This is a genomic window from Thermomonas sp. (genome assembly GCF_047606765.1).
Taxonomy (GTDB): domain Bacteria; phylum Pseudomonadota; class Gammaproteobacteria; order Xanthomonadales; family Xanthomonadaceae; genus Thermomonas.
Genome location: NZ_JASGED010000002.1, coordinates 1 through 25,559 on the forward strand (window position 1 = coordinate 1; position 25,559 = coordinate 25,559).

The 25,559-nt window shown below is 65.2% G+C and carries 24 protein-coding genes; 15 read left to right on the top strand and 9 right to left on the bottom strand.

The features are described from left to right. Both QM612_RS00095 and QM612_RS00100 read left to right on the top strand, forming a co-directional pair. Positions 1-120 (top strand): transposase (locus tag QM612_RS00095; protein WP_415251882.1); only part of this gene is annotated, 120 nt, incomplete at its 5' end. A 57-nt stretch (positions 121-177) separates the two neighbouring features. Continuing rightward, the gene (locus tag QM612_RS00100; protein WP_415251860.1) at positions 178-1,446 is read left to right on the top strand and encodes a DNA recombination protein RmuC; all 1,269 of its coding nucleotides are present in this window, start codon (positions 178-180) and stop codon (positions 1,444-1,446) included. Between the two features lie 7 nt (positions 1,447-1,453). On the opposite strand, the gene QM612_RS00105 is transcribed toward QM612_RS00100, so the two are convergent. The 6 genes from QM612_RS00105 to QM612_RS00130 are packed head-to-tail and all read right to left on the bottom strand — an operon-like array spanning position 1,454 to position 5,545. Continuing rightward, positions 1,454-2,518, bottom strand: a complete 1,065-nt coding sequence (locus tag QM612_RS00105; RefSeq protein WP_415251861.1) for a VacJ family lipoprotein — start codon at positions 2,516-2,518, stop codon at positions 1,454-1,456. Then, complete coding sequence (locus tag QM612_RS00110) at positions 2,502-2,792, bottom strand: STAS domain-containing protein (RefSeq protein ID WP_415251883.1); 291 nt, start codon at positions 2,790-2,792, stop codon at positions 2,502-2,504. Before QM612_RS00110 ends, QM612_RS00105 begins: the two co-directional genes overlap by 17 nt. A gap of 2 nt (positions 2,793-2,794) precedes the next feature. After that, positions 2,795-3,457, bottom strand: a complete 663-nt coding sequence (locus tag QM612_RS00115) for an MlaC/ttg2D family ABC transporter substrate-binding protein (protein WP_415251862.1) — start codon at positions 3,455-3,457, stop codon at positions 2,795-2,797. After that, positions 3,454-3,987, bottom strand: coding sequence for an outer membrane lipid asymmetry maintenance protein MlaD (mlaD, locus tag QM612_RS00120; RefSeq protein WP_415251863.1), 534 nt, complete (start codon positions 3,985-3,987; stop codon positions 3,454-3,456). Before mlaD ends, QM612_RS00115 begins: the two co-directional genes overlap by 4 nt. Before the next feature lie 11 nt (positions 3,988-3,998). Then, positions 3,999-4,748: an MlaE family lipid ABC transporter permease subunit gene (locus QM612_RS00125; RefSeq protein WP_415251864.1), complete on the bottom strand. Its 750-nt coding sequence runs from the start codon at positions 4,746-4,748 to the stop codon at positions 3,999-4,001. After that, the gene (locus QM612_RS00130) at positions 4,748-5,545 is read right to left on the bottom strand and encodes an ABC transporter ATP-binding protein (protein ID WP_415251865.1); all 798 of its coding nucleotides are present in this window, start codon (positions 5,543-5,545) and stop codon (positions 4,748-4,750) included. The genes QM612_RS00125 and QM612_RS00130 overlap by 1 nt, the downstream gene beginning before the upstream one ends. 165 nt (positions 5,546-5,710) lie before the next feature. On the opposite strand from QM612_RS00130, the gene recC reads away from it, so the two are divergent. From recC to QM612_RS00165, 7 genes are all read left to right on the top strand, one after another. Next, complete coding sequence (gene recC / locus QM612_RS00135; protein ID WP_415251866.1) at positions 5,711-9,037, top strand: exodeoxyribonuclease V subunit gamma; 3,327 nt, start codon at positions 5,711-5,713, stop codon at positions 9,035-9,037. After that, positions 9,034-12,636: a UvrD-helicase domain-containing protein gene (locus tag QM612_RS00140; RefSeq protein WP_415251867.1), complete on the top strand. Its 3,603-nt coding sequence runs from the start codon at positions 9,034-9,036 to the stop codon at positions 12,634-12,636. The genes recC and QM612_RS00140 overlap by 4 nt, the downstream gene beginning before the upstream one ends. Further along, a complete protein-coding gene (gene recD, locus QM612_RS00145) occupies positions 12,633-14,432 on the top strand; it encodes an exodeoxyribonuclease V subunit alpha (RefSeq protein ID WP_415251868.1) in 1,800 nt (599 codons plus the stop codon). Before QM612_RS00140 ends, recD begins: the two co-directional genes overlap by 4 nt. 32 nt (positions 14,433-14,464) lie before the next feature. Then, positions 14,465-14,803 carry a hypothetical protein gene (locus QM612_RS00150; protein WP_415251869.1) on the top strand — a complete coding sequence of 113 codons (339 nt, stop codon included), beginning with the start codon at positions 14,465-14,467 and terminating at the stop codon, positions 14,801-14,803. Positions 14,804-14,967: 164 nt separating this feature from the next. Continuing rightward, positions 14,968-15,405, top strand: a complete 438-nt coding sequence (locus QM612_RS00155) for a hypothetical protein (protein ID WP_415251870.1) — start codon at positions 14,968-14,970, stop codon at positions 15,403-15,405. Between the two features lie 43 nt (positions 15,406-15,448). Continuing rightward, positions 15,449-15,652, top strand: coding sequence for a hypothetical protein (locus QM612_RS00160; RefSeq protein ID WP_415251871.1), 204 nt, complete (start codon positions 15,449-15,451; stop codon positions 15,650-15,652). Beyond that, positions 15,649-16,206, top strand: coding sequence for a YdeI/OmpD-associated family protein (locus QM612_RS00165; RefSeq protein ID WP_415251872.1), 558 nt, complete (start codon positions 15,649-15,651; stop codon positions 16,204-16,206). The genes QM612_RS00160 and QM612_RS00165 overlap by 4 nt, the downstream gene beginning before the upstream one ends. Before the next feature lie 113 nt (positions 16,207-16,319). On the opposite strand, the gene QM612_RS00170 is transcribed toward QM612_RS00165, so the two are convergent. Beyond that, positions 16,320-18,197: a DUF885 domain-containing protein gene (locus QM612_RS00170; RefSeq protein ID WP_415251873.1), complete on the bottom strand. Its 1,878-nt coding sequence runs from the start codon at positions 18,195-18,197 to the stop codon at positions 16,320-16,322. Positions 18,198-18,328: 131 nt separating this feature from the next. Between QM612_RS00170 and folE the strand changes: the two genes are divergently transcribed. From folE to QM612_RS00185, 3 genes are all read left to right on the top strand, one after another. After that, positions 18,329-18,925 (top strand): GTP cyclohydrolase I FolE, encoded by a 597-nt coding sequence (folE, locus tag QM612_RS00175; RefSeq protein WP_415251874.1) that lies wholly within the window; start codon positions 18,329-18,331, stop codon positions 18,923-18,925. A gap of 132 nt (positions 18,926-19,057) precedes the next feature. After that, positions 19,058-19,654 (top strand): DUF2239 family protein, encoded by a 597-nt coding sequence (locus QM612_RS00180; protein ID WP_415251875.1) that lies wholly within the window; start codon positions 19,058-19,060, stop codon positions 19,652-19,654. 34 nt (positions 19,655-19,688) lie between these two features. Continuing rightward, complete coding sequence (locus tag QM612_RS00185) at positions 19,689-20,957, top strand: TCR/Tet family MFS transporter (RefSeq protein WP_415251876.1); 1,269 nt, start codon at positions 19,689-19,691, stop codon at positions 20,955-20,957. A 12-nt stretch (positions 20,958-20,969) separates the two neighbouring features. Here the strand turns inward: QM612_RS00185 and QM612_RS00190 are convergent, their stop codons facing one another. Continuing rightward, positions 20,970-21,269, bottom strand: a complete 300-nt coding sequence (locus tag QM612_RS00190; RefSeq protein WP_415251877.1) for an I78 family peptidase inhibitor — start codon at positions 21,267-21,269, stop codon at positions 20,970-20,972. Positions 21,270-21,398: 129 nt separating this feature from the next. Here QM612_RS00190 and QM612_RS00195 point away from each other — a divergent pair, with 129 nt between their 5' ends. From QM612_RS00195 to QM612_RS00205, 3 genes are all read left to right on the top strand, one after another. Beyond that, on the top strand, positions 21,399-23,294 hold the full coding sequence (locus tag QM612_RS00195; protein ID WP_415251878.1) for a M61 family metallopeptidase: 1,896 nt from the start codon (positions 21,399-21,401) through the stop codon (positions 23,292-23,294). Between the two features lie 100 nt (positions 23,295-23,394). Beyond that, positions 23,395-23,634, top strand: coding sequence for a type II toxin-antitoxin system ParD family antitoxin (locus QM612_RS00200; protein ID WP_415251879.1), 240 nt, complete (start codon positions 23,395-23,397; stop codon positions 23,632-23,634). Beyond that, complete coding sequence (locus QM612_RS00205) at positions 23,631-23,930, top strand: type II toxin-antitoxin system RelE/ParE family toxin (protein ID WP_415251880.1); 300 nt, start codon at positions 23,631-23,633, stop codon at positions 23,928-23,930. Before QM612_RS00200 ends, QM612_RS00205 begins: the two co-directional genes overlap by 4 nt. Before the next feature lie 51 nt (positions 23,931-23,981). Here QM612_RS00205 and QM612_RS00210 read toward each other — a convergent pair. Further along, positions 23,982-25,559: DUF6537 domain-containing protein (locus QM612_RS00210; protein ID WP_415251881.1), on the bottom strand; the 1,578-nt coding region annotated here is incomplete at its 5' end.

Below are 25,559 nucleotides of genomic sequence, written 5' to 3' on the forward strand. Positions count from 1 at the left end.
ACCGGCCAGTTGGAAGGGATCAACAACAAAATCAAGGTCATCAAGCGCATGGCTTACGGCTACCGGGACAGCGCCTACTTCTTCCTGAAGATCAAGGCCACCTTCCCCGGGAATACGTGAAGAACCTTCTTTTTGCCTGTCGCAGCCATTGCGACGCCCGCCGCTACACTTGCCGGCATGGATTCCACCCAACTTCTGCTGATCCTGCTGCTGGTGGCCGTGCTGGTGGCCATCGGCCTGTTGCTGGCCCTGCTGTTGCGCCGTCCCGAACAGACGCTGGGCGGTTTGCTGCGCGAGGAACAGCGCGCCGGGCGCGGCGAATTGCGCGAGCAACTGGCCGATTCGATCCAGCGCACCGATGCGCGGCTGGACGAACTGCGCGCCGCGCTGACCGATGACGCGCACAAGGCGCGGCTGGAGCTGGCCACCGGCCAGCAGCAATTCGCCGATGCCCTGACCGCGCAACTGCGCGAGTTGACCGCACGCAACGAACAGCGTATCGGCGAGATGCGCGCCACACTGGAAGGCCGCTTGAAGGAATTGCAGGCAGACAACGCGCACAAGCTGGAGCAGATGCGTGCCACCGTCGATGAAAAGCTGCACGCCACGCTGGAAACGCGGCTGACCGAGAGCTTCGCCAACGTCCATCAGATGCTCTCGCAGGTGCATCAGGGCCTCGGCGACATGAGCAAGCTCGCCGCCGATGTTGGCGGCTTGCAGCGAGTGCTGACCAATGTGAAGTCGCGCGGCGTGTTCGGCGAAGTGCAGCTGGCCGGCCTGCTGGAACAGGTGTTCGCACCCGACCAGTACGCGGCCAACGTCGCCACCATTCCCGGCAGCAATGAGCGCGTGGAGTTCGCGGTGCGCTTCCCCGGTTCCAGCGCGGATGCGACGGTGTGGCTGCCGATCGACGCCAAGTTCCCGCGCGAGGATTACGAACGCCTGCTGGATGCGCAGGAGCGCGCCGATGCCGATGCCGTGCGCGCGTCGGGCGATGCGCTGGAGCGGCGCGTGCGCGAGGAAGCCAGGCGCATTCGCGGCAAATATGTTTCCGCGCCGCACACCACCGAGTTCGCGGTGCTGTTCCTCGCCACCGAAGGCTTGTATGCCGAAGTGCTGCGCCGGCCCGGCCTGTTCGAGGCCATGCAGCGCGAGCTACGCATCACGATTGCGGGCCCGACCACATTGCTTGCCCTGCTCACCAGTTTGCAGGTTGGCTTCCGCACGCTCGCCATTGAACAGCGCTCGGCGGAAGTCTGGCGCATCCTGGAAAAGGCCAAGACCGAGTTCGGCAAGTTCGGCGACGTGCTCGACAACGTGAAGACCAAGCTGGAGCAGGCCAGCCGGCAGATCGAACAGACCGGCGTGCGCACCCGCGCGATCGAACGCAGCCTGCGCGATGTGGATGCCCTGCCGGGCGCGGACGATCCGGCGTTGCCGGGCTAACCGGAACTCAGTCGCCTGCGGATGCAGGTTTCGGCGCTTCGGCGTCTTCCTGCAGATACGGCGGCAGGTCGCTCTCGACCTGCTGCGGATCGCGCCGGCCAGCCTGATTGATCTGGTAGTTGCGCCGCTGCAGCCAGATGTCGCGGAACAGCGCGTATTCGTCGGTTGCGCCTTCGCCCAGTGATTCGAACGACAGCACCTGTGCGCGCATGTCCACCAGTTGCGCGCCCTGCAGGAAGATGCGGCTCTTGTCGTCCTTGACGTAGCCCAGCGGCCGCAGTTTCCAGTCACCGGCCAAACCCACGACATCACGCAGGGTGCGCGGGCCGAGGAACGGCAGTTCAAGATAGCGCGAACGCTTCCAGCCCCAGACCGCCATGGTCTGGCCGAAGTCCTCGCCGCGATCCGGCATCTTTGCCTTGCTGCTGGCGATGTCGAACACGCCGCCGATGCCAAGCGTGCTGTTGAGCAGGAAGCGGCCGAGTGCGTTGGCCGCACCCCGTGGATTGCCCTGCAACACGCTGTTGACGATGGTGATGGGTTCTTCGAGATTCTGGAACACGTTGTGTACGCCGCGTCGGATCGGCTGTGGCACCACCGCAACGTAAGCCTGTGCCAGCGGTTTGGCGATGCGCCTGTCCACCGCGCTGTTGAACGCATGCACCTTGCGGTTGTACTTCTCCCACGGATCAAAGGCGGCAGGCGCAGTGGCCGTGCCGCTTGCATCGCCGTAGATCGCGTCGAAGTCGGTTTCGGCGCTGGTCGCAGCCGCGTCTTGCGATGACGGCACATCCGCATCTGCGCTTGCGACCGCATCATCCGATGCCTCCGCAGCCTGCACCTGCGCATCCCTCGCGACATCGGCAACGGTTTCTGCCGACGTGTCTGGTGTCGATGCGTCCGGCGTCTGGGCTGCAACATCCGCCACAACGGCCACATCCTTGTCCGGCGTTGGCGTCACAGCCTGCTTGCCGGTGGTGGCGCAGGCACTGGCAAGCGCGCACACAACAAGCAGCAGCGGCAGGCGGAATGAAGGCGTGCGGGTCATGGCGGCGTCAGTTGCGGTTGTCATCGAACGACAGCGCCGGCGTCAGCCGGTACGCCGCCAGCAGTTCATCCATGCCGCGTGGCGCGCCTTGCACGGCGGGCGCGTGCATGCGTTCGGCCAGCGCCACCAGCATCGCAAGACCGGCGCTGTCCACCGCATCGACCGCTTCCACATCCAGCATGCGCGCGCCATCCATCGCCGCCACGGCCTGCGGCCACAGCGTGATGGCGGCGGCGCGGTCGAGCGTGCCGGACAGGCACAGGCGCTCGCCGTCGCGACGCAGGCTGGCGGCAGTCATGGTCATTTCTTGCCGGCAGTATCGCCGCTGGCCTTCAGCTTGCCGGCGCGCAGGTCGGCAGCGACCTGGCGGATCGACTTCTGGCTGAGCGGCGCATCGAACTGGTTCTTGAACGACTGCACATAGGAAATGCCTTCGACCATCACGTCGAACACCTTCCACTGGCCACCGCTGTTGCGCAGCAGGTAGTCCACCGGGATCGGCGGCTGGCCCTGGCGCAGCATCTGCGTGCTCACGCGCACGCCACGGTTGCCCGGCAGCGCGGTCTCCGACTTCACCTTCACCTGCAGGCGGGTGTTGAAGTCCAGCAGCGAGCTGCCATAGCGCGCGGTCAGGCTGTCGGCCATCGCGGCGGCGAAGTCGGCCACGTCGGCCGCCGACGCGCCACGGCCATGCACGCCCAACACCAGTGTTGCGGCGTAGTTGGCATCGAAGCTGCGGTTGAACTCGCCCTTGATGAACTGGTTGAGCGCCGCCGGGTTGGCCTTGAACTCGGCGCGGCGGTCATCCAGCGTCGCCAGCAGGCGATTGGAGGTTTGCAGCACCACGCTGCTGGCCGTGCCTTGCGCGGCGGGCGCTGTCGCAGGCGCAGCCGGCGATGCAGCCAGCGCAGGCGTGGCGGCAAACAATGCGGTCAGCAGTGCAGTGGCGAGATATTGCTTCATGGGGTGTCTCCTTCTTCCTGTGTGTCGGGCGATGCCGGCTCGGTTGCGGCGGCATCGTTGCCGCTTGCGGCATCACCGCCGCTGAACATGTATTTGCCAGCCAGCTGCAACAGATCGACTGCCGGCTGGGTGTAGGCGATTTCATCGCCGGGCGCGAGCACCTCGGGGTCACCACCCGGCGACAGGCCGATGTAGTTCTCGCCCAGCAGGCCGCTGGTGAAGATGCCGGCAGAGGTGTCCGCCGACAGCTGGTTGTAGCGGTTGTTGATCGACAGCGTGACCACCGACTGGAAGGTCTTCGGGTCAAGGTCGATGGCCTTCACCTGGCCCACCACCACGCCGCCGATCTTCACCGGCGCCTGCGCGCGCAATTGGCCGACCTGTGTGAAGCGCGCGGTCAATGGATATTGCCCGCCGCCCATGCCGAACTGGCGGTTGGTCGATGCCAGCGCCAGCACCAGCAGCGAAGCCAGCGCCAACACAAGGAAGGCACCGACGGCGAATTCGAGTCGTGGTCCGCGAATGGCCATGGTCTTGGGTCTCACTGGAACAACAAGGCGGAAAGGATGAAGTTGAACATCAGCACCAGCAGCGAGGCGTTGACCACCGCGCGGGTGGTGGCGACCGAGGTGCCTTCGATGGTCGGTTCGGCATGGAAGCCGACGTAAGCGGCCACCAGTGCAGCCGTGCCGCCGAACACGGCGGACTTCAGCAGCGACACGCCGAAGTCGTCCCAGAAATCGACGCTGCCGCGCAGCCCCGACCAGAACGTGCCGTTGTCGATGCCGAGCACCTGCACGGCTTCGAACCAGCCAGCGGTGATCGCCAGCGAGCAGAAGATGCCGGTCAGCAGCGGCACGGTCAGCACCGCCGCCCAGAAGCGCGGCGCTACCGCCTTCGCCACCGGATCGATCGCCATCAACTCCAGCGCCTTGATCTGGTCGGTGGCGCGCATCAAACCAAGTTCGGCAGCAATCGAACTGCCGGCGCGGCCGATGAACAGCAGCGCGGTCAGCACCGGCGCGAGTTCGCGATACAGCGACAGCCCAAGCAGGGTGGACAGCGCATCCACCGCACCGTAAGTGGTCAGCGTGCGATAACCCTGCAAGGTCAGCACGAGGCCAACGAAGGCACCGCCCACCGCGATGATCGGCAGCGAACGCGCGCCGACCTTGTAGATCTCGCGCAGCAGTTCGGCAAGGAAGTCGCGGGTGGGCGTGGAGCCGCGCAGCATCGTCAGCCCGAACAGGCCGGCGCGTCCCACCGAACGCATGGCGTTGGCGAAAGCCATCAGGCGACCTCCTGCCCGCAGGCGCGCACCGGCGCATCGAAGGGAATGGGGCCGTCCGGCTGGCCGTCAAGAAATTGCCGCACCAGCGGGTCATCGCTGGCCTGCAACTGCGCGGGCGTGCCAATGAAGATGATACGGCCATCGGCCACCACCACCGCCTGATCGCAAATCGGCAGGGTTTCGTGGACGTGGTGGCTGACGATGATGCTGGTCAGGCCCAGCGTGCGGTTGAGCCGCTGGATCAGGCTCATGATGACGCCGCTGGCAATCGGGTCGAGCCCGGTCAGCGGCTCGTCGTACAGCATCAGCGGCGGATCCAGCGCCAGCGCGCGTGCCAGCGCCACGCGCCGGGCCATGCCGCCGGACAATTCGCGCGGCCACGCATTCGCAGCCGCCAGCAGGCCCACCGCATGCAGCTTCATCCGCACCAGCGCCTGCAATACCGGCTCCGGCAGATCGGTATGCGCGCGCAGCGGCAGCGCCACGTTTTCGGCCACGGACAAATCCGTCAGCAGGCCATTGCCCTGCAACAGCACGCCCAGACCCTTGCGCATCGCAAGCAGCGCGCGATGCCCCGTCGGCACCGGCGCGCCGAACACCTCCACGCGCCCGGCAGCCGGCGGCAATTCACCGGTCAGCGCCGCCAGCAGGGTGGACTTGCCACTGCCCGAAGGCCCCAGCACCGCCGTGATGCTGCCGCGCGGCACCCGCAGTTCCAGCCCGGACAGGATCGTGCGTCCACCGCGGTCCAGGCGAACCGCGTGCAGCTGCACGGCAGGGGCGGAAGGCGATGTCATGGTGGGAAATGGGGAGCGGAAAAAATCGGGTAATGATCGCCCGCGCAAGCTGAATGCGAGCATGAGTCTGAACCGGGCAGTACAGGAATATTACTCCGACTTCGCACATGACATAAGCCGCCACGGTCGCGGCCGGCGAGAACGGCTCCTGCACAATGCAGGTCGATGACTGCCGCCGCGCCCGACTTCCGCCTGTATCACTCCAATGCGCTGGAGGTGCTGGCAGGCGTGCTGTCCGCGCAGTTGAACACGCCGCCGCCGGACGGCGACTGGATGCGCCCGGACATCGTGCTGGTGCCGCAGTTCGCGATGCGCCGCTGGTTGCAGCAATTCCTCGCCAGCCATGCGGGGATCTGCGCCAACCTGCGCTTCCTGACGCCGGGCGAGTTCGTCGATGTGGCGCTTGCAGCCAATCTCGGCCCGGCATCGCAGGCAGATCGCCTGTCGCCGGAGGTATCGCGCTGGCACCTGCTGCGCGCGCTGCACGATGCACCGCCACACGCATACGCGCATTTCCTTGCCGATGCCGATCCACTGCGCACATGGGCGCTGGCCTGCGGCCTGGCCGACAGCTTCGAGAAATACCAGGCGTGGCGACGCGACCTGCTGCTGCGCTGGGAAGCCGGCGCGGAGCCCGATGACGCGCAGGCGCAGTTGTGGCGCACCATCGCCCGCGACCGCGCCCACCGCGCGCGCCGCATCGGCGACTACCTGCTGCGCTTCGGCACGAATGCCGCGCAGACGCCCACGGGCCTGCCACCGCGCCTGTTCGTGTTCGCCTGCCAGAACATGTCGCCCGATGTGTTGCAGGTGATTGCCAGCCAGTCCCGCGCGGGCGAGCAGCACTTCTTCCTGCACGCGCCCAGCAGCGGGTTCTGGAACGAAGCGTTTTCCGCCGGCCTTGGCGACTGGCGCGCGCGCTACACGCCAGCAGATGACGATGCCGTGCTGGATGCCGGCAGCAATCCGCTACTGGCCGCATGGGGCCGCGCCGAACGCGATTTCGTGGCGGCGCTTGCAGGTGGCGAGGCCGTGCACGCGCGGATCGAAGTACCCGCCTTCGCGCAGCCCAGGCGCACGCACCTGCTTGGGCGCATGCAGGCGGACGTGCTCGCCAACCTCGATCCCGCGCGTTCGCAAAAAGACGACACGCACTGGCCGCGCAAACAGGTGGAACGTGGCGACGCCAGCCTGCGCTTCCACGCCTGCCACACCCGCTTGCGCGAAGTGCAGGTGCTGCACGACCAGTTGCGCGCATTGCTGGAAGCCGATCCCGAACTCAACGCCCGCGACATCGCCGTGCTGGCACCGGACATCGACCAGTACGCGCCGCATGTGGAAGCCGTGTTCGGTGGCGCGCTGCGCAGCGCGCGCGAACTGCCGTACACCATCGCCGACACCAGCCCGCTTGCAAGTGCATCGCTTGCCGCTGCCTTCGTGCGCCTGCTCGACCTGCCGGCACGCCCGCTGGCGCTGGCCGAACTGCTCGACCTGCTGGCGGTGCCTGCGCTTGCGCAGCGCTTCGATGCCGACGATGCCGTGCGCAGCCGCCTGCGCACATGGCTGGCGCAGGCCGGTGCGCGCTGGGGCCTGGATGCGGATGAGCGCACGCACCATCACGGCGAAGGCGATGCCTATACCTTCGCATTCGCGGTGGATCGCCTGCTGCTGGGCTATGCCAGCGGCGATGAGGACGACATTGCCGGCATTGCGCCGCTGCCCACGCTGGAAGGCAGCGCCACCGACGCCCTCGACGCGCTGCTGCGCCTGCTTGCCGTGCTGCGCGGTGCAGGCCGCGACATGCGCGAGGACAAATCGCCGCAGGCATGGGCACGCCTGCTGGACGGCCTGCTGCTGGCGCTGTGCGGCGACGAACCGCGCGACCCCGGCGACCGCGCCACCTTGCAGCGCCTGCGCAACGCCATCGCGGCCTTCGCGACGGGCGCCACCATCGCCGGCTTCGATGCACCTGTTGCGCATGCCGTGGTGCGCGCCGAACTGCTGTCGGTATTGACGCAACCCGACGCACGCGCGCCGTTCCTGTCCGGCGGCATCTGCTTCGGGCGGATGGTGCCGATGCGGCTGATCCCGTTCCGCGTCATTTGCCTGCTGGGCATGGACGATGGCGCGTTCCCCGCACGCGATCCGCGTGACCCGCTCAACCGCATCGCCCAATCGCTGGACACCACGGATCGCGAAGTCGGCGATCCTTCGCGGCGTGATGCCGACCGCTACCTGTTCCTGCAACTTTTTTCTTCGGCATCGCATGCCTTCCACGTCAGTTGGCAGGGCTTCGATGCGCGCGATGGCAGCACGCGCGAACCGGCATCGGTGGTGGCCGAACTGCTGGACGTGGCCGCGCGCTATCACGCCGATCACGACGAGGCACGCAAGGCGCTGGTGGTGCGCCATGCCCTGCAACCGTTCTCCCCGGCGGCGTTCGGCGCGGCGCATGCAGACCAGACCGAAGGCGATCCGCGCCGTTTCAGCTTTGATGCGCGCTGGCGCGCGGCGGCAGATGTCACGCCCGGTGCAATGCCGCTTTCGGTATTCGCACCACAACCACTGGCATTGCTCGATGCGGGCGAAGCCGCGCTGTCGCTGGATCACCTGCGCAGCGCACTGAACAAACCACAGGCGTATTGGCTGCGCCACGGCCTGCGCCTGCGGTTGCCGGAAGAAGACGCCGCAACCGACGACCACGAACCGCTCGGCCCGCCCGATGCCCTGCTGCGGCATCACCTGCGCGAACAGCTATTCGCTGTGTGGCTGCACGATGGCGCGCGACCATCGCTGGATGCCCTGCATGCTCGCCTGCTGGCACGCGCACTGGCCGCACCCGGCGCAGACGGACGCATGGCCTTGGCGCAGGTGTTGGACGAAGTCACACCGTTTGCAGAAACAGCGCTGCAGCATGGCTTGGGCGGAACCGGCGGCGCGCAGCCCTACGCGCTCGACCTCGGTGATGCGCACCTGGCCGGCACGCTGAGCGGCCTGCATGCGCGTGGCCTGTTCCGCGCCGCGCTGCGCCCGAAGGGATTGCATGGCGGGCATGTGTTGCGGCATCGGCTGGATGCGCTGGTCGCGGCAACGCAGGGCATCGCATTGCTGGAACTGCATGCCGATAGCGGCGAAGTGACGCTGATCGAATCTCCGCCCGCCGATCCCGCTGCCGCGCGCGCCGCATTGCAGGCGCTGTTCGCCTTGCAGCGGCGAATGGCAGTCGAGCCGATTCCATTCCTGCCGAAAAGCGCATACGCCTTCGTCTCTGCAAAGGACGATACCGCGGGCTTCAAGTTGGCTGCCAATGAATGGCGCGGCGGTTACAGCAACGCCGGCGAACGCAGCGCCGCCACCGCGCTTGCACTGCGCGGACGCGAGCCGTTCGTTGATGGCGGTGACGATGCCGAACAACGCTTCGCCGCATTTGCCCGCGCGATATTCGCCGCCCTGCGTGATGCCGATGCGAGCGCACTGGAGGCATTGTCATGAGCAATGCCGTGTTCGACACCCCACTGGATGCGTGCAGCCTGGTCGAAGCCAGCGCCGGCACCGGCAAGACCTTCGCGCTGGCGGGGTTGTTCGTGCGCGCGGTGATCGAGCGCCGACTTGCGCCGCAGCAAATCCTTGCCGTCACCTTCACCAAAGCCGCCACCCAGGAACTGCGCGCCCGCGTCGCCCTGCGCCTGCAACAGGCGGCGATGCTCGCCGCCGACTGGCAGGCAGACGATCCGCCGGAACGCGAAGGCGACAATGCGGAAACCGCCTTGCTGCGGCGCATGCTGCACACAACGGTTTCGGCGGGCGAATCGCCAATCGCTTTGCGCCTGCGCCTTGCGCGCGCCGCCCGCGATCTTGACCTTGCGCAGATCGCCACCATCCACGGCTTCTGCCAGCGCGTGCTGGCGGAACATGCGCTGGACGCCGGGCAGATGCCGGGCGAAACCGGCATCGAAACCAGCCTCGCCCCCGCGCGTCGGCAACTGGCACTGGCACTGTGGCGCGAATATGCGGGCGATGCCGAACAGGTCGCCTTCCTGCGCCGTCACTTTGGCGATGTTGATGGACTGCGCAAGGCGCTGGGTGATCTGCTGTCGCACGAACCCATGCTGCCGCAAAAACCCGAACGCCTGCCGCCCGATCCAAGGCTGGAAATTGCAGCGGCGTGGCAGGCGCTTTGCCAGCGCTTCGTTGACGCAGGCGATGAAACGCGCGACGCACTGCTGCATGCGATTGCCGCAAAAACACTGAAGAACAACCAGTACAAGCCGGAACACATCGCGTCATTGTGGAACTGGTTTTCCACGCAAGCCCGATCCAGCGAAGCATTCCCGCACGAACTGCACGACAAGCTGGCGAAACTGACGCCAGCAGCACTGCTGGATGGCACCAGCAACGCCGGTGCAGGCAAGACGCCGCAGTCGCTGTTGTTCGATGCCATCGCCGCATTCCTGATGGCGCACGCACCATTCTCCGCGTGGCAGGAAGCCAGCGACCTGCAACGCCTGCACAGCTTCCGTGCGCGTGCAAAACAGCGCAACGACGAACGCAAGGCCGCGCTGCAACTGCGCGACTACGACGACCTGATCGGCGCGCTGCATGCCGCCGTGAAGGATGATGCCACCCGCGCACCGCTGGCCCGCGCCTTGCGCGCGCAGTACCGGCTGGCGCTGGTGGACGAGTTCCAGGACACCGATGCGCGCCAGTGGGAGATCTTCCGCGCGCTGTTCGCCGAAGGCGACGGCGGGCTGGTGCTGGTCGGCGATCCCAAGCAGGCGATCTACCGCTTCCGTGGCGGCGACGTGCATACCTATGTCGAAGCGCGCCAGGTCGTGCAGCGTGATGACATCCGGCTGGAGCGCAACTTCCGCTCGCGCCCGTTGTTGCTGTCTGCCACCAATGCCGTGTTCGCAGGCATGCCGGCGCAAGCGCTGGGCGAAGGCATCGACTTCACGCCTGTGCAGGCAGGCGAAAAAGCGCGCGATGACGACCTGCAATCTGATGGCACACCCGCCGCGCCACTGGCCTTCCACGCGGTGCCGCCGCGCATCGTCGATGGCAAGACGAAAGACTGGACGAAAGACGAATCCATCGAACACGCCGCCGCACTCTGCGCCGAGGCCATCCGCGTGCGTCTGCAACAGGCACGCGACGGTCATCTGCAACGCCGCGACGGCAACCGCCTGCGCCCGCTGGAACCACGCGACTGCGCGGTGCTGGTGCGCACGCATGCAGAAGGCGTGGCCGTGCGCCATGCACTGGCGCAACGCAACGTGCCGGCGGCATCGGTGGATCGCCGCAGCCTGTACGCCAGCGATGAAGCCAGCGAACTGCTGACCCTGCTGCTGGCCCTGCTGCAGCCGGCCGACGCCGCGCGCACCCGCGCCGCGTTGGCAACGCCATTGTTCGGGCTGGACGCCGATGCGCTGGCCGCACTGGCCGATGACGGCGAAACCTTGCGCATCCGTCAGCATGTTTTCAATGACTGGCGCGCGCGCTGGCAAGACCACGGCCCGCAGGCAATGCTGACCGATGTGGTGGCTGCCGAAACCGCGCGCCTGCTGGGCCTCGAAAACGGCGAACGCCGCATCGCCAACCTGCTGCAACTGGGCGAACTGCTGCAACAGGCCGCAACCCGCAGCCTGGGCCTGCAAGGGCAGGTGGACTGGCTGCAAGGCGTGATCGCCAGCCCTGACGACGAGGACGAAGCACAACTGCCGCGCCTGGAATCCGACGCCGACCGCGTGCAAATCATGACCCTGCACAAGAGCAAGGGCCTGGAATTCCCGCTGGTGTTCCTGCCCTTCGTCGGCATCGGGCGCGACGACAAGGTGCCGAAGCTCGCGGTGTTCCACCATCACGGCCAGCGCGTGCGCCAGTGGAAAACAGAACATGTGCATGGCAATGGGCCAACGTGGGATCAAGCCACCACCGCGCACAAGCAGGAAGACCACGCCGAGGACATGCGCCTGCTCTACGTCGGCATCACCCGCGCGCGCGAAGCGCTGTGGCTGTGCGGCGGCGCGCTGGCATCGAACCACAACACCGCGCTGCACCGCCTGCTGGGTGGCAACACACCATCAAGCGAATTGCGTGCCGTGTTGGGCGATCAACTGATGGTCAGTGAAGGTCTGCCGCCCGAACATCCCGCGCGCCTGCCAGTGCAGGCAACACCACACCTGCCGCCTGCGCGCACGCCAACGCGCACACTGCAACGCGACTGGTGGATGCACAGCTTCAGCCAGCTGCATCGGCAAGCCCCGCACGGCCAGCACGCACTGCACGACGAAACCCCGGCGGATGACGAACGCGATGCACTGCCGCCGCTGCCCGCCGCTGACCCGCGTTTTGCAGGCGCGCGCTTCGGCAACGTGCTGCACCACGCGCTGGAGCATGCGGATTTCAATGCATGGCGCGAAGGCGACGATATTCCGGGCAGCCAGCACGACATCGTGCTGCGCGCCTTTGCTGCGTTCGGCTATCGCGATGACGAAGCGCGCGAAGGCCTGCCGCTGATCGCACCGCTGATCGCGCGCACCTTGCAAGCGCAGGTGCCCGGCATCGATGGCAACCGCTTCCGCCTGTGCGACCTCGACCCGCGCGCGCGCCTCGACGAAATGGAGTTCCACTTCGCCCTGCGCGGTACCCGCGTGGACGAACTGCTGGCGGTGCTGCACGCACATGGCGTGCTGCCGCATCGCCACGGCTTCGGCGCATGGCAGGCGCTGTCCGGGCTGATGACCGGCAAGATCGACCTGACCTGCCGCATCGATGGCCGGTTCTACGTGATCGACTACAAGACCAACCGCCTGCCCGCCTACGACGCGCCCGCGCTGGCGCAGGCCATGCAGGATGCCGAATACGACTGGCAGGCGCTGCTGTACGCGGTGGCCCTGCAACGCTGGCTGCGCGCGAAACTCGGCCGCGATTACGACTTCGCCCGCCACATTGGCGGCGTGCGCTACCTGTTCTGTCGCGGGCTGGATCCCGCGCAGCCGGGGCACGGCATGCACGCACTGCCGTTCACGCGCGAGCTGGTCGATGCGGTGGATGCCGTGCTGGCCACACCACTGCCAGGGGCAACGCAATGAACCTGCTGCGCAGCCTCCGCGAAACCGGCGCATTGCGCGCAGTCGATCTGGCGCTGGCCGATACCTTGCGCCGCCTTGATCCCGACACGACCGATCTGGTGCTGGCCGCTGCCGCGCTGGCATCGCTGGCGGTGACGCAAGGCCATGCCGCTTTTGATCTCACTCGCCCGCAGTTGCTGGTCGATGCCGCACTGCCGTGGCCGGATGCCGTTGCGTGGTCGCAAACACTTGCGGCATCGCGCTGGGTCGCAACGCCGGCATCGTCGAAAGACGAAGCAGAGGCCGCGCCGCTCGTCCTGGAAAACAATCTGCTCTACCTGCGCCGCTACCGCGAATACGAACGCCGGCTGGCGCTGCATCTGCATCGCATCGCATCGCATGCCATTGAAGGCGACGGCAACGCCATTGCACCGTTGTTCGCAACACTCTTCCTTCTCCCGCTTGCGGGAGAAGATGCCCAACGGGCGGATGAGGGCGCTTCCGAAGACCGCCAGGCCCGCGCCGCCACGCTGGCCCTGCATTACGCGCTGCTGCTCGTCACCGGTGGCCCCGGTACCGGCAAGACCACCACCATCACGAAGCTGCTGGCACTGCGCATCGCACAGGCGCAGCACGCTTGCAAACCACTGCCGCGCATCGCGCTGGCCGCGCCCACTGGCCGCGCCGCCGAACGCATGGCCGAAAGCCTGCGCAATGCCACATCAAAAATGGCCGCGCTTGGCATCGATGATGCCGTGCTTGCTGCATTGCCCAGCGGCGCCAGCACCCTGCACCGCCTGCTCGGCACCATCCCCGACTCCCCGCGCTTTCGCCACCACGCCGGCAACCCGTTGCCATTCGACATCGTGGTGGTCGATGAAGCATCGATGGTCGATCTGCCGCTGATGTGCAAACTGGCGGATGCCGTTGCCGACGGCGCGCAACTGATCCTGTTGGGCGATCCCGATCAGTTGCCTTCGGTGGAAGCCGGTGACGTGCTGGCGTCGATACTTGATGCAGCGAGTGATGACGAATCGCCATTCCCCGCCCGCCGCATCCACCTGCTGCGCGGTTATCGCCAAAGCGAAACCCTGCACCTCGCCCCGCTGGCCGACGCCGTGCGCAGCGGCGATGCCGCCGAAACCCTGCGCCTGCTGCGCAGTGCCGAACTGCCCGGCATCCATTTCCATGAACACATCGATGACCCGTTGCACGCGCGCGGCATCGACCTGCTTGCACACTGGCGCACGCTCGCCACGCAGGCAGACCCCGCCCGTGCATTGCAGCAGGCAAGTGGACTGCGCCTGCTCACCGCCCTGCGCGAAGGCCCGCACGGCGCACGCGGCCTCAACGCCCGCATCGAAGCGCAACTCGCAAGCCGCCGCATCGGCAGCCCGCCCGCATGGTTCCCCGGTCGCCTGCTGCTGATCGCCGAAAACAGCTACCGCCACGGCCTGTTCAACGGCGACATCGGCATCTGCCTGCCGGATGCCGACGGCACGCAACTGGCATGGTTCCCCGGCGGCAGCGATGGCGTGCGCGCCTTCCACCCCGCTGCACTGCCCGCGCATGAAAGCGCCTTCGCCATGACCGTACACAAGGCACAAGGCAGCGAACACGACACGGTCTGGCTGCAACTCCCCCGCGCCGACAGCCCGGTACTCAGCCGCGAACTGCTCTACACCGCCATCACCCGCGCACGTTCCGCATTGCATATCGCAGGCAGCGCGCAGGTGATCGAAACCGCGCTGTCACGCCATGCCAGCCGGGTGTCGGGGTTGGGGTGGAGGTTGGGGCAACCCGTAGTTAGATCTTGATGACTCAAGGTTAGACTGCATTGGAGGCTTTGATGAGCGTTGATCTTCTCGTGGCTTTTGTGAGCCTCACTCTTTCCATCATTTTTTGGTGGAATGCTCGCCAACAAGCCGTGGCTGCCGAACGAACGTTGCAGGAGGTTAAGTCGCAGATCATCGGGTGGCAGAACGAGCTCAACAACACCGCTATTGCGATGCTCTCTTCGCGCCCAGAGATGATCGCAATGCGTACGTCACTTGCTGATGCGGATGCATCTTCCGGATTCACTAAGAAGATGGCTGACTTGGTTGATCGTCTTTCCATGTCAAACGATCCAGAAAAAGCCGAGCTCGTTCGGACCTTGCTCACCCACCACGCAACAATATGTTCTTGAGCGGCAGCGCATTGGCATGAACGCTGCCGTGTTACGCACTGAATGATTAGATATAGATAGCCATCACCTCGCGCTGTGCGGACGAAGGGCTAGTCATGAGATCGAAGACCTGGAGTAAAGTGCGAAACCAGGCCGCACAGGAACGGGCTTCAGGAGTCTGATTGATGTCAATTGAACTCTCGCAACTCTTGGTTTCGATCCTCGGCGTGGTGATTGCCGCAGTTGGTCTTCCCTTCGTTTACTTGCAGCTGCGGAACCTGAATCAGTCGATCAGGGTTGCTAGTCACGCTGCGATTTATGAGCAGGCATCTGGCTTCCGTAGCCATCTCGTTGCGCATCCGCATCTTCGCAAGTACATCTTCGATGGGGTGGAACTCCTGCCCAGAGACCCGGACTACGACCAGGCTCTAACGCTAGCCGAGATGTTTTTGAACTATCTCGAGCACATCGCCGTGCTCGAGAAAAACTTTGGGCATGAAAACAAGCCAGCGCTTGACGCATTTGTCACTTCGGCCCTGAAGCGGGGCCCAATCTTGCGGGTGCATTTGGCTGACAACCCGGAACTCTACTCGGACGCGCTACGGCGCTTCTGTCACGTATGACAATGGAATTACACCGGATGCGGTTCGCTGAATGTGACCTCTCGTGCTGGGCGAGTTCGGTGCGCTGGAAAGCGCAGGCATGGCGCAGCGCGTCGCGTGGACTGCGGCCGTGGCACGCACCGCCGAGGGCTACGGCTTCGGCTGGAGCTATTGGCAATTCGATTCCGATTTCGTGCTGTGGGACATGCAGGCCGACGGCTGGGTCAAACCCATTCATGACACGCTGGTACCGGCGGTGGCGCAATGAGTCCTGAGCCTTCATCCCCGATCCGCTTCAAGGCCACGCTGCTGCGCCCGGCCATGCCGAAGAATGCGACGTGGCGTTTCCTGCGGCTGCCCAAATCCGCGAGCGCCAGGCTGCCATCGCGCGGCATGGTCAGCGTGGAGGGCATGTTCGCGGGGCAGCCGTTCAAGGCAACGCTGGAACCGGATGGCGAGGGCAGTCACTGGTTGAAGGTGCCGCGCGCATTGCATGAAGCAGCGGGCATCGAAGCCAGTGACACGGTGGCACTTGAAATAGCGCCAGCTGCGAAGGAGCCGGAGCCCAGGCTGCCGCCCGACCTGCGCAAAGCGCTGGCGGGCGCGCCCGCCGCACTGGCCCAATGGAAGACGATCACCGCTGCTGCACGCCGCGATTTCATCCAGTGGTTGAGTACGGCGAAACAGGTGGATACCCGCGCCCGTCGCATCCGCAATGCCTGCGACATGCTGGCCGCAGGCAAGCGACGGATCTGCTGCTTTGACCGCTCCGGCATCTACAGCCGCGGCAACATCGGTGCGCCGGAAGCGGCGCGCGATTGAGCCCGCTTGCTGCATTTTTTGTTTTTCGCAGCACCACAAACAAAACGGGCAGGCGATCATCGCCTGCCCGTTCGCGTCCTTGATGGTGCGTGTATTGAATGGCGCGTGTTGCCTCAGCCGGCCTTCTTCGCATCCACCCAAAGCGCCACGCGCTTTTCCAGCAGATCCAGCGGCAGCGCGCCTCCACCCAGTACGGCGTCGTGGAAGCCCTTGATGTCGAACTTGTCGCCAAGCTCGGCTTCCGCGTTCTTGCGCAGCTGCTGGATGCGGATCATGCCGATCTTGTACGCCGTGGCCTGGCCGGGCGTGACCAGATAGCGCTGGATTTCGGATTTGATCGCGGCATCCGGCACGGAACTGTTCGCGCGGAAGTAATCCACCGCCTGCTGCTCGGTCCAGCCCTTGGCGTGCAGGCCGGTATCCACCACCAGACGAATCGCGCGCCACATCTCGGACATCAAGCGGCCATATTCGGAATACGGATCCTTGTAGGTGCCCGGCATTTCTTTCGCCAGTGATTCCGCATACAGCGCCCAGCCTTCCACATAAGCGGTATCGAATGCCTGCGTGCGGAAGGTGGGAATGCCGGTGAGTTCCTGCGCGATGGAAATCTGCATGTGATGGCCGGGCAAGCCTTCGTGATAGGCGATGACTTCAAGCTCGGTCTTGGGCATCGCGTTCATGTCGGACAGATGCGCGTAATAGATGCCGGGACGCGAGCCATCTGGCGTGCCGGGGTAGTAATGCTGCGCCGCGCCGTCCTGCTCGCGGAAGGCTTCCACGCGCTTGACCACAAGATCAGCCTTGGGCAGCAGGCCAAAGTAATTGGGCAACTGCTTCTTGATGTTGTCGATGGCCTTGCTGGCATCATCGATATAAGCCTGCCGGCCCGCGTCGGTGTTGGGATACAGGCGCGCCTTGTCCGCCTGCACATGCTTGAAGAAGGCTTGCAGGTCACCCTTGAAGCCGACCTGTTCCTTCACCTTTTCCAGTTCACCGCGCAGGCGCGCCACTTCGGAAAGGCCGAGTGCGTGGATTTCCTCGGCGGTCATCGCGGTGGAGGTGTTCACCTTCAACTGATGCGCGTAGTAATCCGCACCATTTGCATGCGTGCTGCCAACGCCGCTGGCGTTTTCTGCCGCCTTCGGCAGTTCCTCGGTGGCGAAGGCGATCACGCGCTCGTAGGCCGGCTTGACCTGTTCCAGCAGGGCCGTGCGCGCCTGCGCCTTCAGTTCGGCGGCGCGCTCCGCGCTGATCTTGCCGTCCTTCGCCAGTGCATCGGCCTTGGCCTGCGCATCGGCCCACAGCGCGCAGTCCTTGCCGCCATCGAACGGCGCGCCGGTGATGACCTTCTTCGACTGGTCGATCACACCCTCATAGGCGAACTTCGGCGGGCGGTTGCCCTTGGCGACGGACGCGCGCGCGATGTCCAGCGCCTGGTCGAAGGCAGTGCCGATCTTGCCGAGGCGCGTGACGTAGGCCAGGTAATCCTTCTCGTCATCGACCTTGTGGAAATTGATGAGGAAGGTGGGCGCGTAGCTCTGCACACCACTCATCTGGTTGAACGGATAGCCGTTGTGCAGAAAGGCGATGCCATCGCGGCTGCGCTCGTACTGCTGCTTCCACAAGTCCCACGACAGCTGCGTCTCCGCATCCAGCTTGTTGCGGTCGAAGCTGGTTTCCATCTCCTTCACCGTGGCTTCCAGCCATGCCAGTTGCTTGCGCTGGCCGGCTTCGGACAGGTCATCGATCTGGTCGTACAACTCCTTGCGGCCCAGCATGGTCAACTGCATCGGGCTGAACTGCAGTTGTTCCTCGTATTTCTTGTTGAACCATGCATTGAGGCGGGCGGATTCGGCCTTGACCTGTTCCGCGCTGGCGGCAACGGTGGTCTTGTTGGCGGAATCACCGCTGGTGTTGGAACAGGCAGTCAGGCCAAGGCCCAGCGTGATGGCGAAGGCAAGGGTGCTGCGAAGCAGGAGCGGGGACATCGGACTTCCTCGGAAAGGGGTGGCCTGCCGATTGTGTGCCTTGTCGCGCCAACCTGCCTATGCGGATGGTCACATGGGCCACATCGATGGACGCGCTAACATGCATGCCCCGTTTTCGCTCCGGAGCCGCCATGTCCGACGACAGCCGCCACAACGTCACCCGCCAACAGGCCGAAGACGCCGTGCGCACGCTGCTGCGCTGGTCTGGCGACGATCCGACGCGCGAAGGCCTGCTGGACACGCCCAAGCGCGTGGTCAAGGCCTACGAGGACTGGTTCAGCGGCTACGCGCTGGACGCCGACGACTACCTGCAGCGCACCTTCGAGGAAGTGGCCGGCTACGACGAGATGATCGTGCTGCGCGACATCGAGTACGAAAGCCATTGCGAGCACCACATGGCGCCGATCATCGGCAAGGTACACATCGGCTACCTGCCGGACGGCAAGGTGGTCGGCATCAGCAAACTGGCGCGCGTTGTCGAGGCCTATGCCCGCCGCTTCCAGGTGCAGGAAAAGATGACCGCGCAGATCGCCGGCTGCATTCAGCGCGCGCTGCAGCCGCGCGGCGTGGGCGTGGTGGTGGAGGGCGCGCACGAATGCATGACCACGCGCGGCATCCACAAGCGCGGGGTGTCGATGGTGACCAGCAAGATGCTGGGCAGCTTCCGCGAGGACGCGCGCACCCGCGCCGAGTTCCTGCAGTTCATCGACGTGGGGCCGGGGCGCTGACCGCGCACGTCACTCCCGCGCACCACCACCGTCACTCCCGCGAAGGCGGGAGTCCATGGACGTTGATTTTCTCGCCTTGCTGATCGGATTTAACCCGGATAATATTTGCCTTCGCTTTCAGGAGGCCTGCCCGTGTCCACCCCGTCCCTGCGCTGCACCGCCTTCTCCGGAACGCACCGGATCGCCAGCGGCGAACTGCGCCACGTGGCGATGAAGGCCAAGCAGGCGTTCGACCTGCATCCCGATCGGCCGGTGCGGGTGTTCGACGATGCCGATGGCCGCAACGTGGAACTGCCGCTGGAACTGCCAGCAGGTGAGCTGCTGCGACGCCTGTCGCTGCCACTTGATGCATTGGCCGGCGACGATGCGCGCCCCGCACCGCCGCGCAGGCCAGGTCGCCCGAAGCTGGGCGTGGTGGCGCGCGAAGTGACCCTGCTGCCGCGCCATTGGGACTGGCTGGCCGCGCAACCCGGCGGTGCTTCGGTGGCGCTGCGCAAGCTGGTGGAGGACGCGCGCCGCGTGCATGCCGACGACGACCGCCGCCGCGCAGCACAGGAAGCCGCGTTCCGTTTCATGCAGGCGATGGCGGGCGACGAAGCGGGCTTCGAGGACGCCGCACGCGCATTGTTCGCCGGCGATGCCGCGCGCTTCGAGGAACACATCGCACGCTGGCCGGACGACGTGCGCGAACATGCGTCATGGCTGGCGACGGATGCGTTTGCGGTGTGAGCCGCGACCACATGATCTTCCAAAGGAAACACGCTTGAACACCACCCCCAATCCCGGCGCGCGCAAGGCCGCGCTCGCCTTCATCTTCGTCACCGTATTGATCGACGTGCTGGCGTTCGGCGTCATCATCCCGGTGCTGCCGCACCTGGTGCAGCAGTTCGTGGGTGGCGACATCTCCACGGCGGCGTACTGGACGGGTGTGTTCGCGTTTTCGTTCTCGCTCGTGCAGTTCTTTGCTGCACCGATTCAGGGCGCGCTGTCCGACCGCTTCGGGCGCAGGCCGGTGATCCTGCTGTCCTGCCTCGGGCTGGGTGTCGATTTCGTGTTCATGGCGCTTGCGCCGTCGCTGGCGTGGCTGTTCGCGGGGCGCATCATCAGTGCGTTCACATCGGCCAGCTTCACCACGGCCAATGCCTACATCGCCGACGTGACCGCGCCGGAACAGCGTGCAAAGAGCTTCGGCATGATCGGCGCGGCGTTCGGGCTGGGTTTCATCGTTGGCCCATTGATCGGCGGCGTGCTTGGCGACATCGACCACCGCCTGCCGTTCTGGTTCGCGGCGGTGCTTGCACTGCTGAACTTCTGCTACGGCCTGTTCGTGCTGCCGGAATCACTGCCGCCGCAGCGGCGCACGCCTGCGTTCGACTGGCACCACGCCAAACCGATGGGCGGGGTAAAACTGCTGCTGGAATACCCGCGCATCTGGGGATTGGTGGCGGTGGTGTTCATCGCCAACTTCGCGCATTACGTGTACCCCAGCACCTTCGTGCTGTTTGCCGATGCCGCCTACGGCTGGAAGGAAAAACAGGCCGGCTACGTGCTGGCGGTGGTCGGCGTGCTCAGCGTGATCGTCAATGTGGCATTGGTGGGCAGGCTGGTGAAGCGGCTTGGCGAGCGGCACGCATTGCTGTTTGGCCTGCTCTGCGGCGCGGGCGGCTTCATGGTGTATGGACTGGCCGGCACTGGCTGGATGTTCATGATCGGCCTGCCGATCAGCGCGCTATGGGCGATTGCCGGGCCATCCACGATGTCGCTGATTACCCGACAAGTGCCACCGGATACACAGGGCCGCATCCAGGGCGCATTGAGCAGTCTGGTGTCACTGGCCGGCATCGTGGCACCCGCCTTGTTCGCGGGTGCGTTCGGCTTTTTCGTTGGCCCGCATGCGCCGGTGCGCATGCCCGGCGTGGCCTTCCTGATCGCATCCGTGCTGTTGCTGATCGCCGCCTTCGTGGCATGGCGTCATACCGATGCCGCCCACCTGCCGGTGGACGCGCCGCAGGCGGATGAGCCTGCGGCCTGAATCATCGCGGCATCAACCGCAGCCGATGCGTTCGATGTTGCCGTTGACGTCCAGATAGACATTCAGGCGACCGGCCAGGTATTCCATCGTCACCGCCTGCGCGGCCTTGATGGTGCGCACGGTGGTGGCACCGGCGGCAGCGCGCGCGGCTTCGACATTGGCGGCATCGCCCGTCTTGCCAACAAAAGCATGGGTGGCATCGGCATTGCAGCTGCCGGCAGCGGCATCGGCCATGGTCGGCTGGTCAGCGGTGCTGGCACAGGCGCCCAGCGCAAACAGGATGGGCATCAAAACAAGCATGTTGCGACGCATGGCGTTCTCCTTCGTTGATTTCGAACACCATATCGGATGCAGGGTGAAGGCTATGTCCATGGCTTCCGGCAGGGGCATGCGCGGCGCGGCCCGCTAGGATGGGCGCATTGCCCGAACCCGGAGTTGCCCATGCCGCACCGTCGCCTGCTGCCTCTTGCCCTGTTCCTGCTGCTTGCCGGTGGCGCACATGCGCAACAGGCATCATCCATCCCGCCGCCGCAGGACATCGACTATCCGGGCACGATCAAGCTGGAGGTCGATGCCACCAATCTTGCGCAGCGCATCTTCAAGGTGAAGCAGACCATTCCGGTCAAGCCGGGCCCGCTGACCCTGCTGTATCCGATGTGGGTGCCAGGCGGGCATACGCCACGCAATCCGCTGGACAAGATCGCCGGTATTACCTTCATGGCCAACGGCAAGAAACTGGACTGGAAGCGCGACCCGCTGGATGTTGCCGCCTTCCATGTTGTCGTGCCCGAGAACGCAAGCGAACTGATCGCGCAGTTCGATTACCTCACGCCCACCGGCAGTGGCCAGGGCCGGGTGGTGATGACGCCGAACATGCTCAACCTGCAATTCATCGCCGCCGCGCTGTATCCGGCAGGCCATTACATCAGCCGGATCACCTTCGACCCGCGCGTCACCTATCCCGCTGGCTGGACTGCGTTCACCGCGCTGCATGAGGAAGGCCGCAACGGCAACACCATCGACTACAAGGATGTGCCCTTCGACATCCTCGCCGACTCGCCGGTGTACGCCGGTCGCCATGCGAAGAACATCGACCTGACGCCGGCAGGCAGCACCGTGCCGGTGAAGCTGGGCGTGGTCGCCGATGCGCCGAAATATCTGGAAGCCAAGCCGAAGCAGGTTGACATCCACAAGGCGATGGTCGCGCAGGCGTTGAAGTTGTTTGGCGCGCAGCATTACGACCACTACCAGTTCCTGTTCTCGCTGTCCGCGCAGATGGGCGGCAATGGGCTTGAACACCAGCGCTCCAGCGAAAATGGCGTTGGCACCGATTACTTCACGAGCTGGAACGAGAAGGCCGGCTTCACCGACCTGCTGGCGCACGAGTTCGTGCATTCGTGGAACGGCAAGTACCGTCGCCCGGCGGATCTGTGGACGCCGAACTTCAACGTGCCGATGCAGGACAGCCTGCTGTGGGTCTATGAAGGCCAGACCCAGTACTGGGGCAACGTGCTGGCCGCGCGCAGCGACATGCGCCCGCTGGATGCCGCGCGCGATGCACTGGCGCTGGTTGCCGCCACCTATGCCGACAACCGCCCCGGCCTGCAATGGCGCAACGTGCAGGACACCACCAACGACCCGATCATCGCCGCGCGCGCGCCACGCGCCTATCGCAACTGGCAGATGAGCGAGGACTACTACCGTGGCGGCGAGATGATCTGGCTGGAAGCCGACGCGCTGATCCGCAGCAAGACCGGCGGCAAGAAGTCGCTGGATGATTTCGCCCGCGCCTTCTTCGGCATCAATGATGGCGAATGGACGGTGCAGAACACCTACACCTTCGACACCGTGATAGCCACGCTGAACGGTGTGGTCGCGCATGACTGGACGACCTTCCTGCGCGAACGGCTGGACGGCAAGCGCGGCATCACCGGCGGCATCGAGGCCAGCGGCTGGAAGCTGGTGTACAAGGATGAGCCGAGTGCCTATGCCAAGGCGCAGGGCAGCGTGGCGGGCGACTACGTCTATTCCCTTGGCCTGAGTCTTGGCAAGGATGGCAGCATCAACGACGTGCGCTGGGACAGCCCCGCCTTCAATGCCGGCATCGGCACCGGCATGTTGATCGTGGCGGTGAACGATGCCGCGTATTCCGATGATGCGATGAAGGACGCCATCGACACCGGCAAGAACGGCACCCCGATCCGCCTGCTGGTGAAGGACTTCGACCGCTACCGCACGCTCCAGATCGACTATCGCGGTGGCCTGCGCTATCCGCATCTGGAACGCATCGAAGGCAAGCCGGATTATCTCACGCCGATTTTGACGGCACGCAAGTAAGTGCAGCGCCGCACTCCCGGGATCGACGCGCATGGGAAAAGCATCGGCACTTTGACACGGAACATCTCCTGTACCAATATTTGGTACAGGAGGAGCGCTTATGGCCAGAAATACCAGCGTCAGTCTGGGCGACCACTTCGAGCAGTTCATCGCCGGACAGGTGGATAGCGGGCGATACGGCTCGGCCAGTGAGGTTGTGCGGGCAGGTTTGCGTCTGCTGGAGACGAACGAAAGCAAGCTTGAAGCGCTGCGCAGTGCATTGAAGGCCGGCGAGCGAAGTGGTCGCGCCCATTACAGCCTTGAATCGCTCATGGCCGGGATGGACGCAGAACGTAAATGAGTGGTTTCGACCTGACCAGACTCGCTCAGGAGGATCTGAAGGCGATTGCACGGTTTACAGAGGAACGATGGGGCGTTCGCCAGCGCAACGCATACCTGAAGGAAATGGATCGGGTATTTCGCGGCTTGGCGAACAATCCGCTGCTTGGCCGTTCCTGTGATGAAGTGCGCGCGGGTTACCGCAAGCTCCCGCACGGTGGTCACGTCATCTATTACAGGCAAATGCAAGATGGCCTGCTGCTGATTGTCCGCATCCTGCACATGGCGATGGATGCGGCTTCACAGATGGACACCTGACGATCAATGCCGCAGGTACCGAGCTTGCTCGGTACTGGGCAATGCAATGGCTCAAGCCGCCTGCACGATCCGCAACGGGTTGTCCCACTCCTTCAGCAACGCCGCTTCGCGCGCCTTGGCCTTGTGCAGGTGCGCTTCCTTGACGTGGCCGTAGCCGCGGATGTGCTCGGGGATGCTGGCGATGTCGGCGGCCAGGTCGGCATTGCCGGCATCCAGCTTGTCCAGCAGGCTGGTGACGGTCTTTTCGTATTCGCCGATCAGCGCGCGTTCGCTGCGGCGTTCGGCGGTGTAGCCGAACACGTCCAGCGGCGTGCCGCGCAGGCCGCGCAGTTTTGCCAGCACGCGGAAGGCGGTGAACATCCACGCGCCGTATTCCTTCTTCTGCAACTGGCCCTGCGCGTTCTTTTTTGCCAGCAGCGGCGGCGCAAGATGGAAGCGCAGGGTGAAGTCGCCTTCGAACTGCTGTTGCAGGCGGTGCTTGAACTCGCCGCTGGTGTACAGGCGCGCGACTTCGTATTCGTCCTTGTAGGCCATCAGCTTGAAGAAGTAGCGCGCCACCGCTTCGGACAATGCGGTGGAGCCCGGCACCTTCGCGGTTTCCGCCGCGCGCACCTTCGCCACGAAATCCGAATAGCGCTTCGCGTAGCCGGCGTTCTGGTAATCGGTGAGGAAGGCGACGCGGCGGGCGATGACTTCATCCAGCGAACGCGACAGCCGCTCGTCATCCAGCGGCAGGAAGGCGACTTCGCCGGTTCCCGATGCCGGCACGTAACGCAGTTCATCCGCCGCACGCAGGTCGGCGGTGTGCGGGTTCAGGCCGGATTCCGCGCCTTCGTTCGGCGTTGCGCCCAGCAGCGGCAGCGCGCGCGGCGTGGCCTCGGCAGCGGTAGGCGCGTTGCGCACGATGCCGGCGGCTTCGACCACCGCATCCATGTCGATCACCGCCAGCCGGCCCCACGCGAACGCAGTCTTGTTCATTTCAACGGCAGCGCCATTGAGTTCGATCGCGCGCATCAATGCGTCGAACGAAATCGGCACCAGACCTTGCTGCCACGCATAGCCCAGCATGAACAGGTTGGCGGCGATGGCATCGCCCATCAGCGCCGTGGCGATGTGGGTGGCGTCGATCTGCAGCGGCGCTTCACCATCCAGCGCAGTGCTCACCGCCTTCACGATGTCGGCAGCGGGGAACTGCATGTCCGGGCGGGTGGTGAAGGTGCCGGGCATCGCCTCGTATGTGTTCATCACCACGGTGCTGCGCTCGGGGCGAATCTTGGACAGCACCCAGTAGTCGTTGACCACTACCATGTCGCAGCCCAGCACCAGGTCGGCCTCGCCTGCGGCGATGCGCACGGCGTGGATGTCGGCCGGCGTGCGCGCGATGCGGATGTGCGTGGTCACCGCGCCGCCCTTCTGCGCAAGCCCGGTCTGGTCAAGCACGGTTGCGCCCTTGCCTTCCAGATGGCCGGCCATGCCCAGCAGCGCGCCGATGGTGACAACGCCGGTGCCACCGACGCCGGTGATGAGGATGTTCCAGGGCTGCGACAGGTCACTGCGCACGGCGGGCATCGGCAGGTTTTCCAGCCGCTCGGCGGCATTGGCTTTCTTGCCCTTGCGTGGCTTGCCACC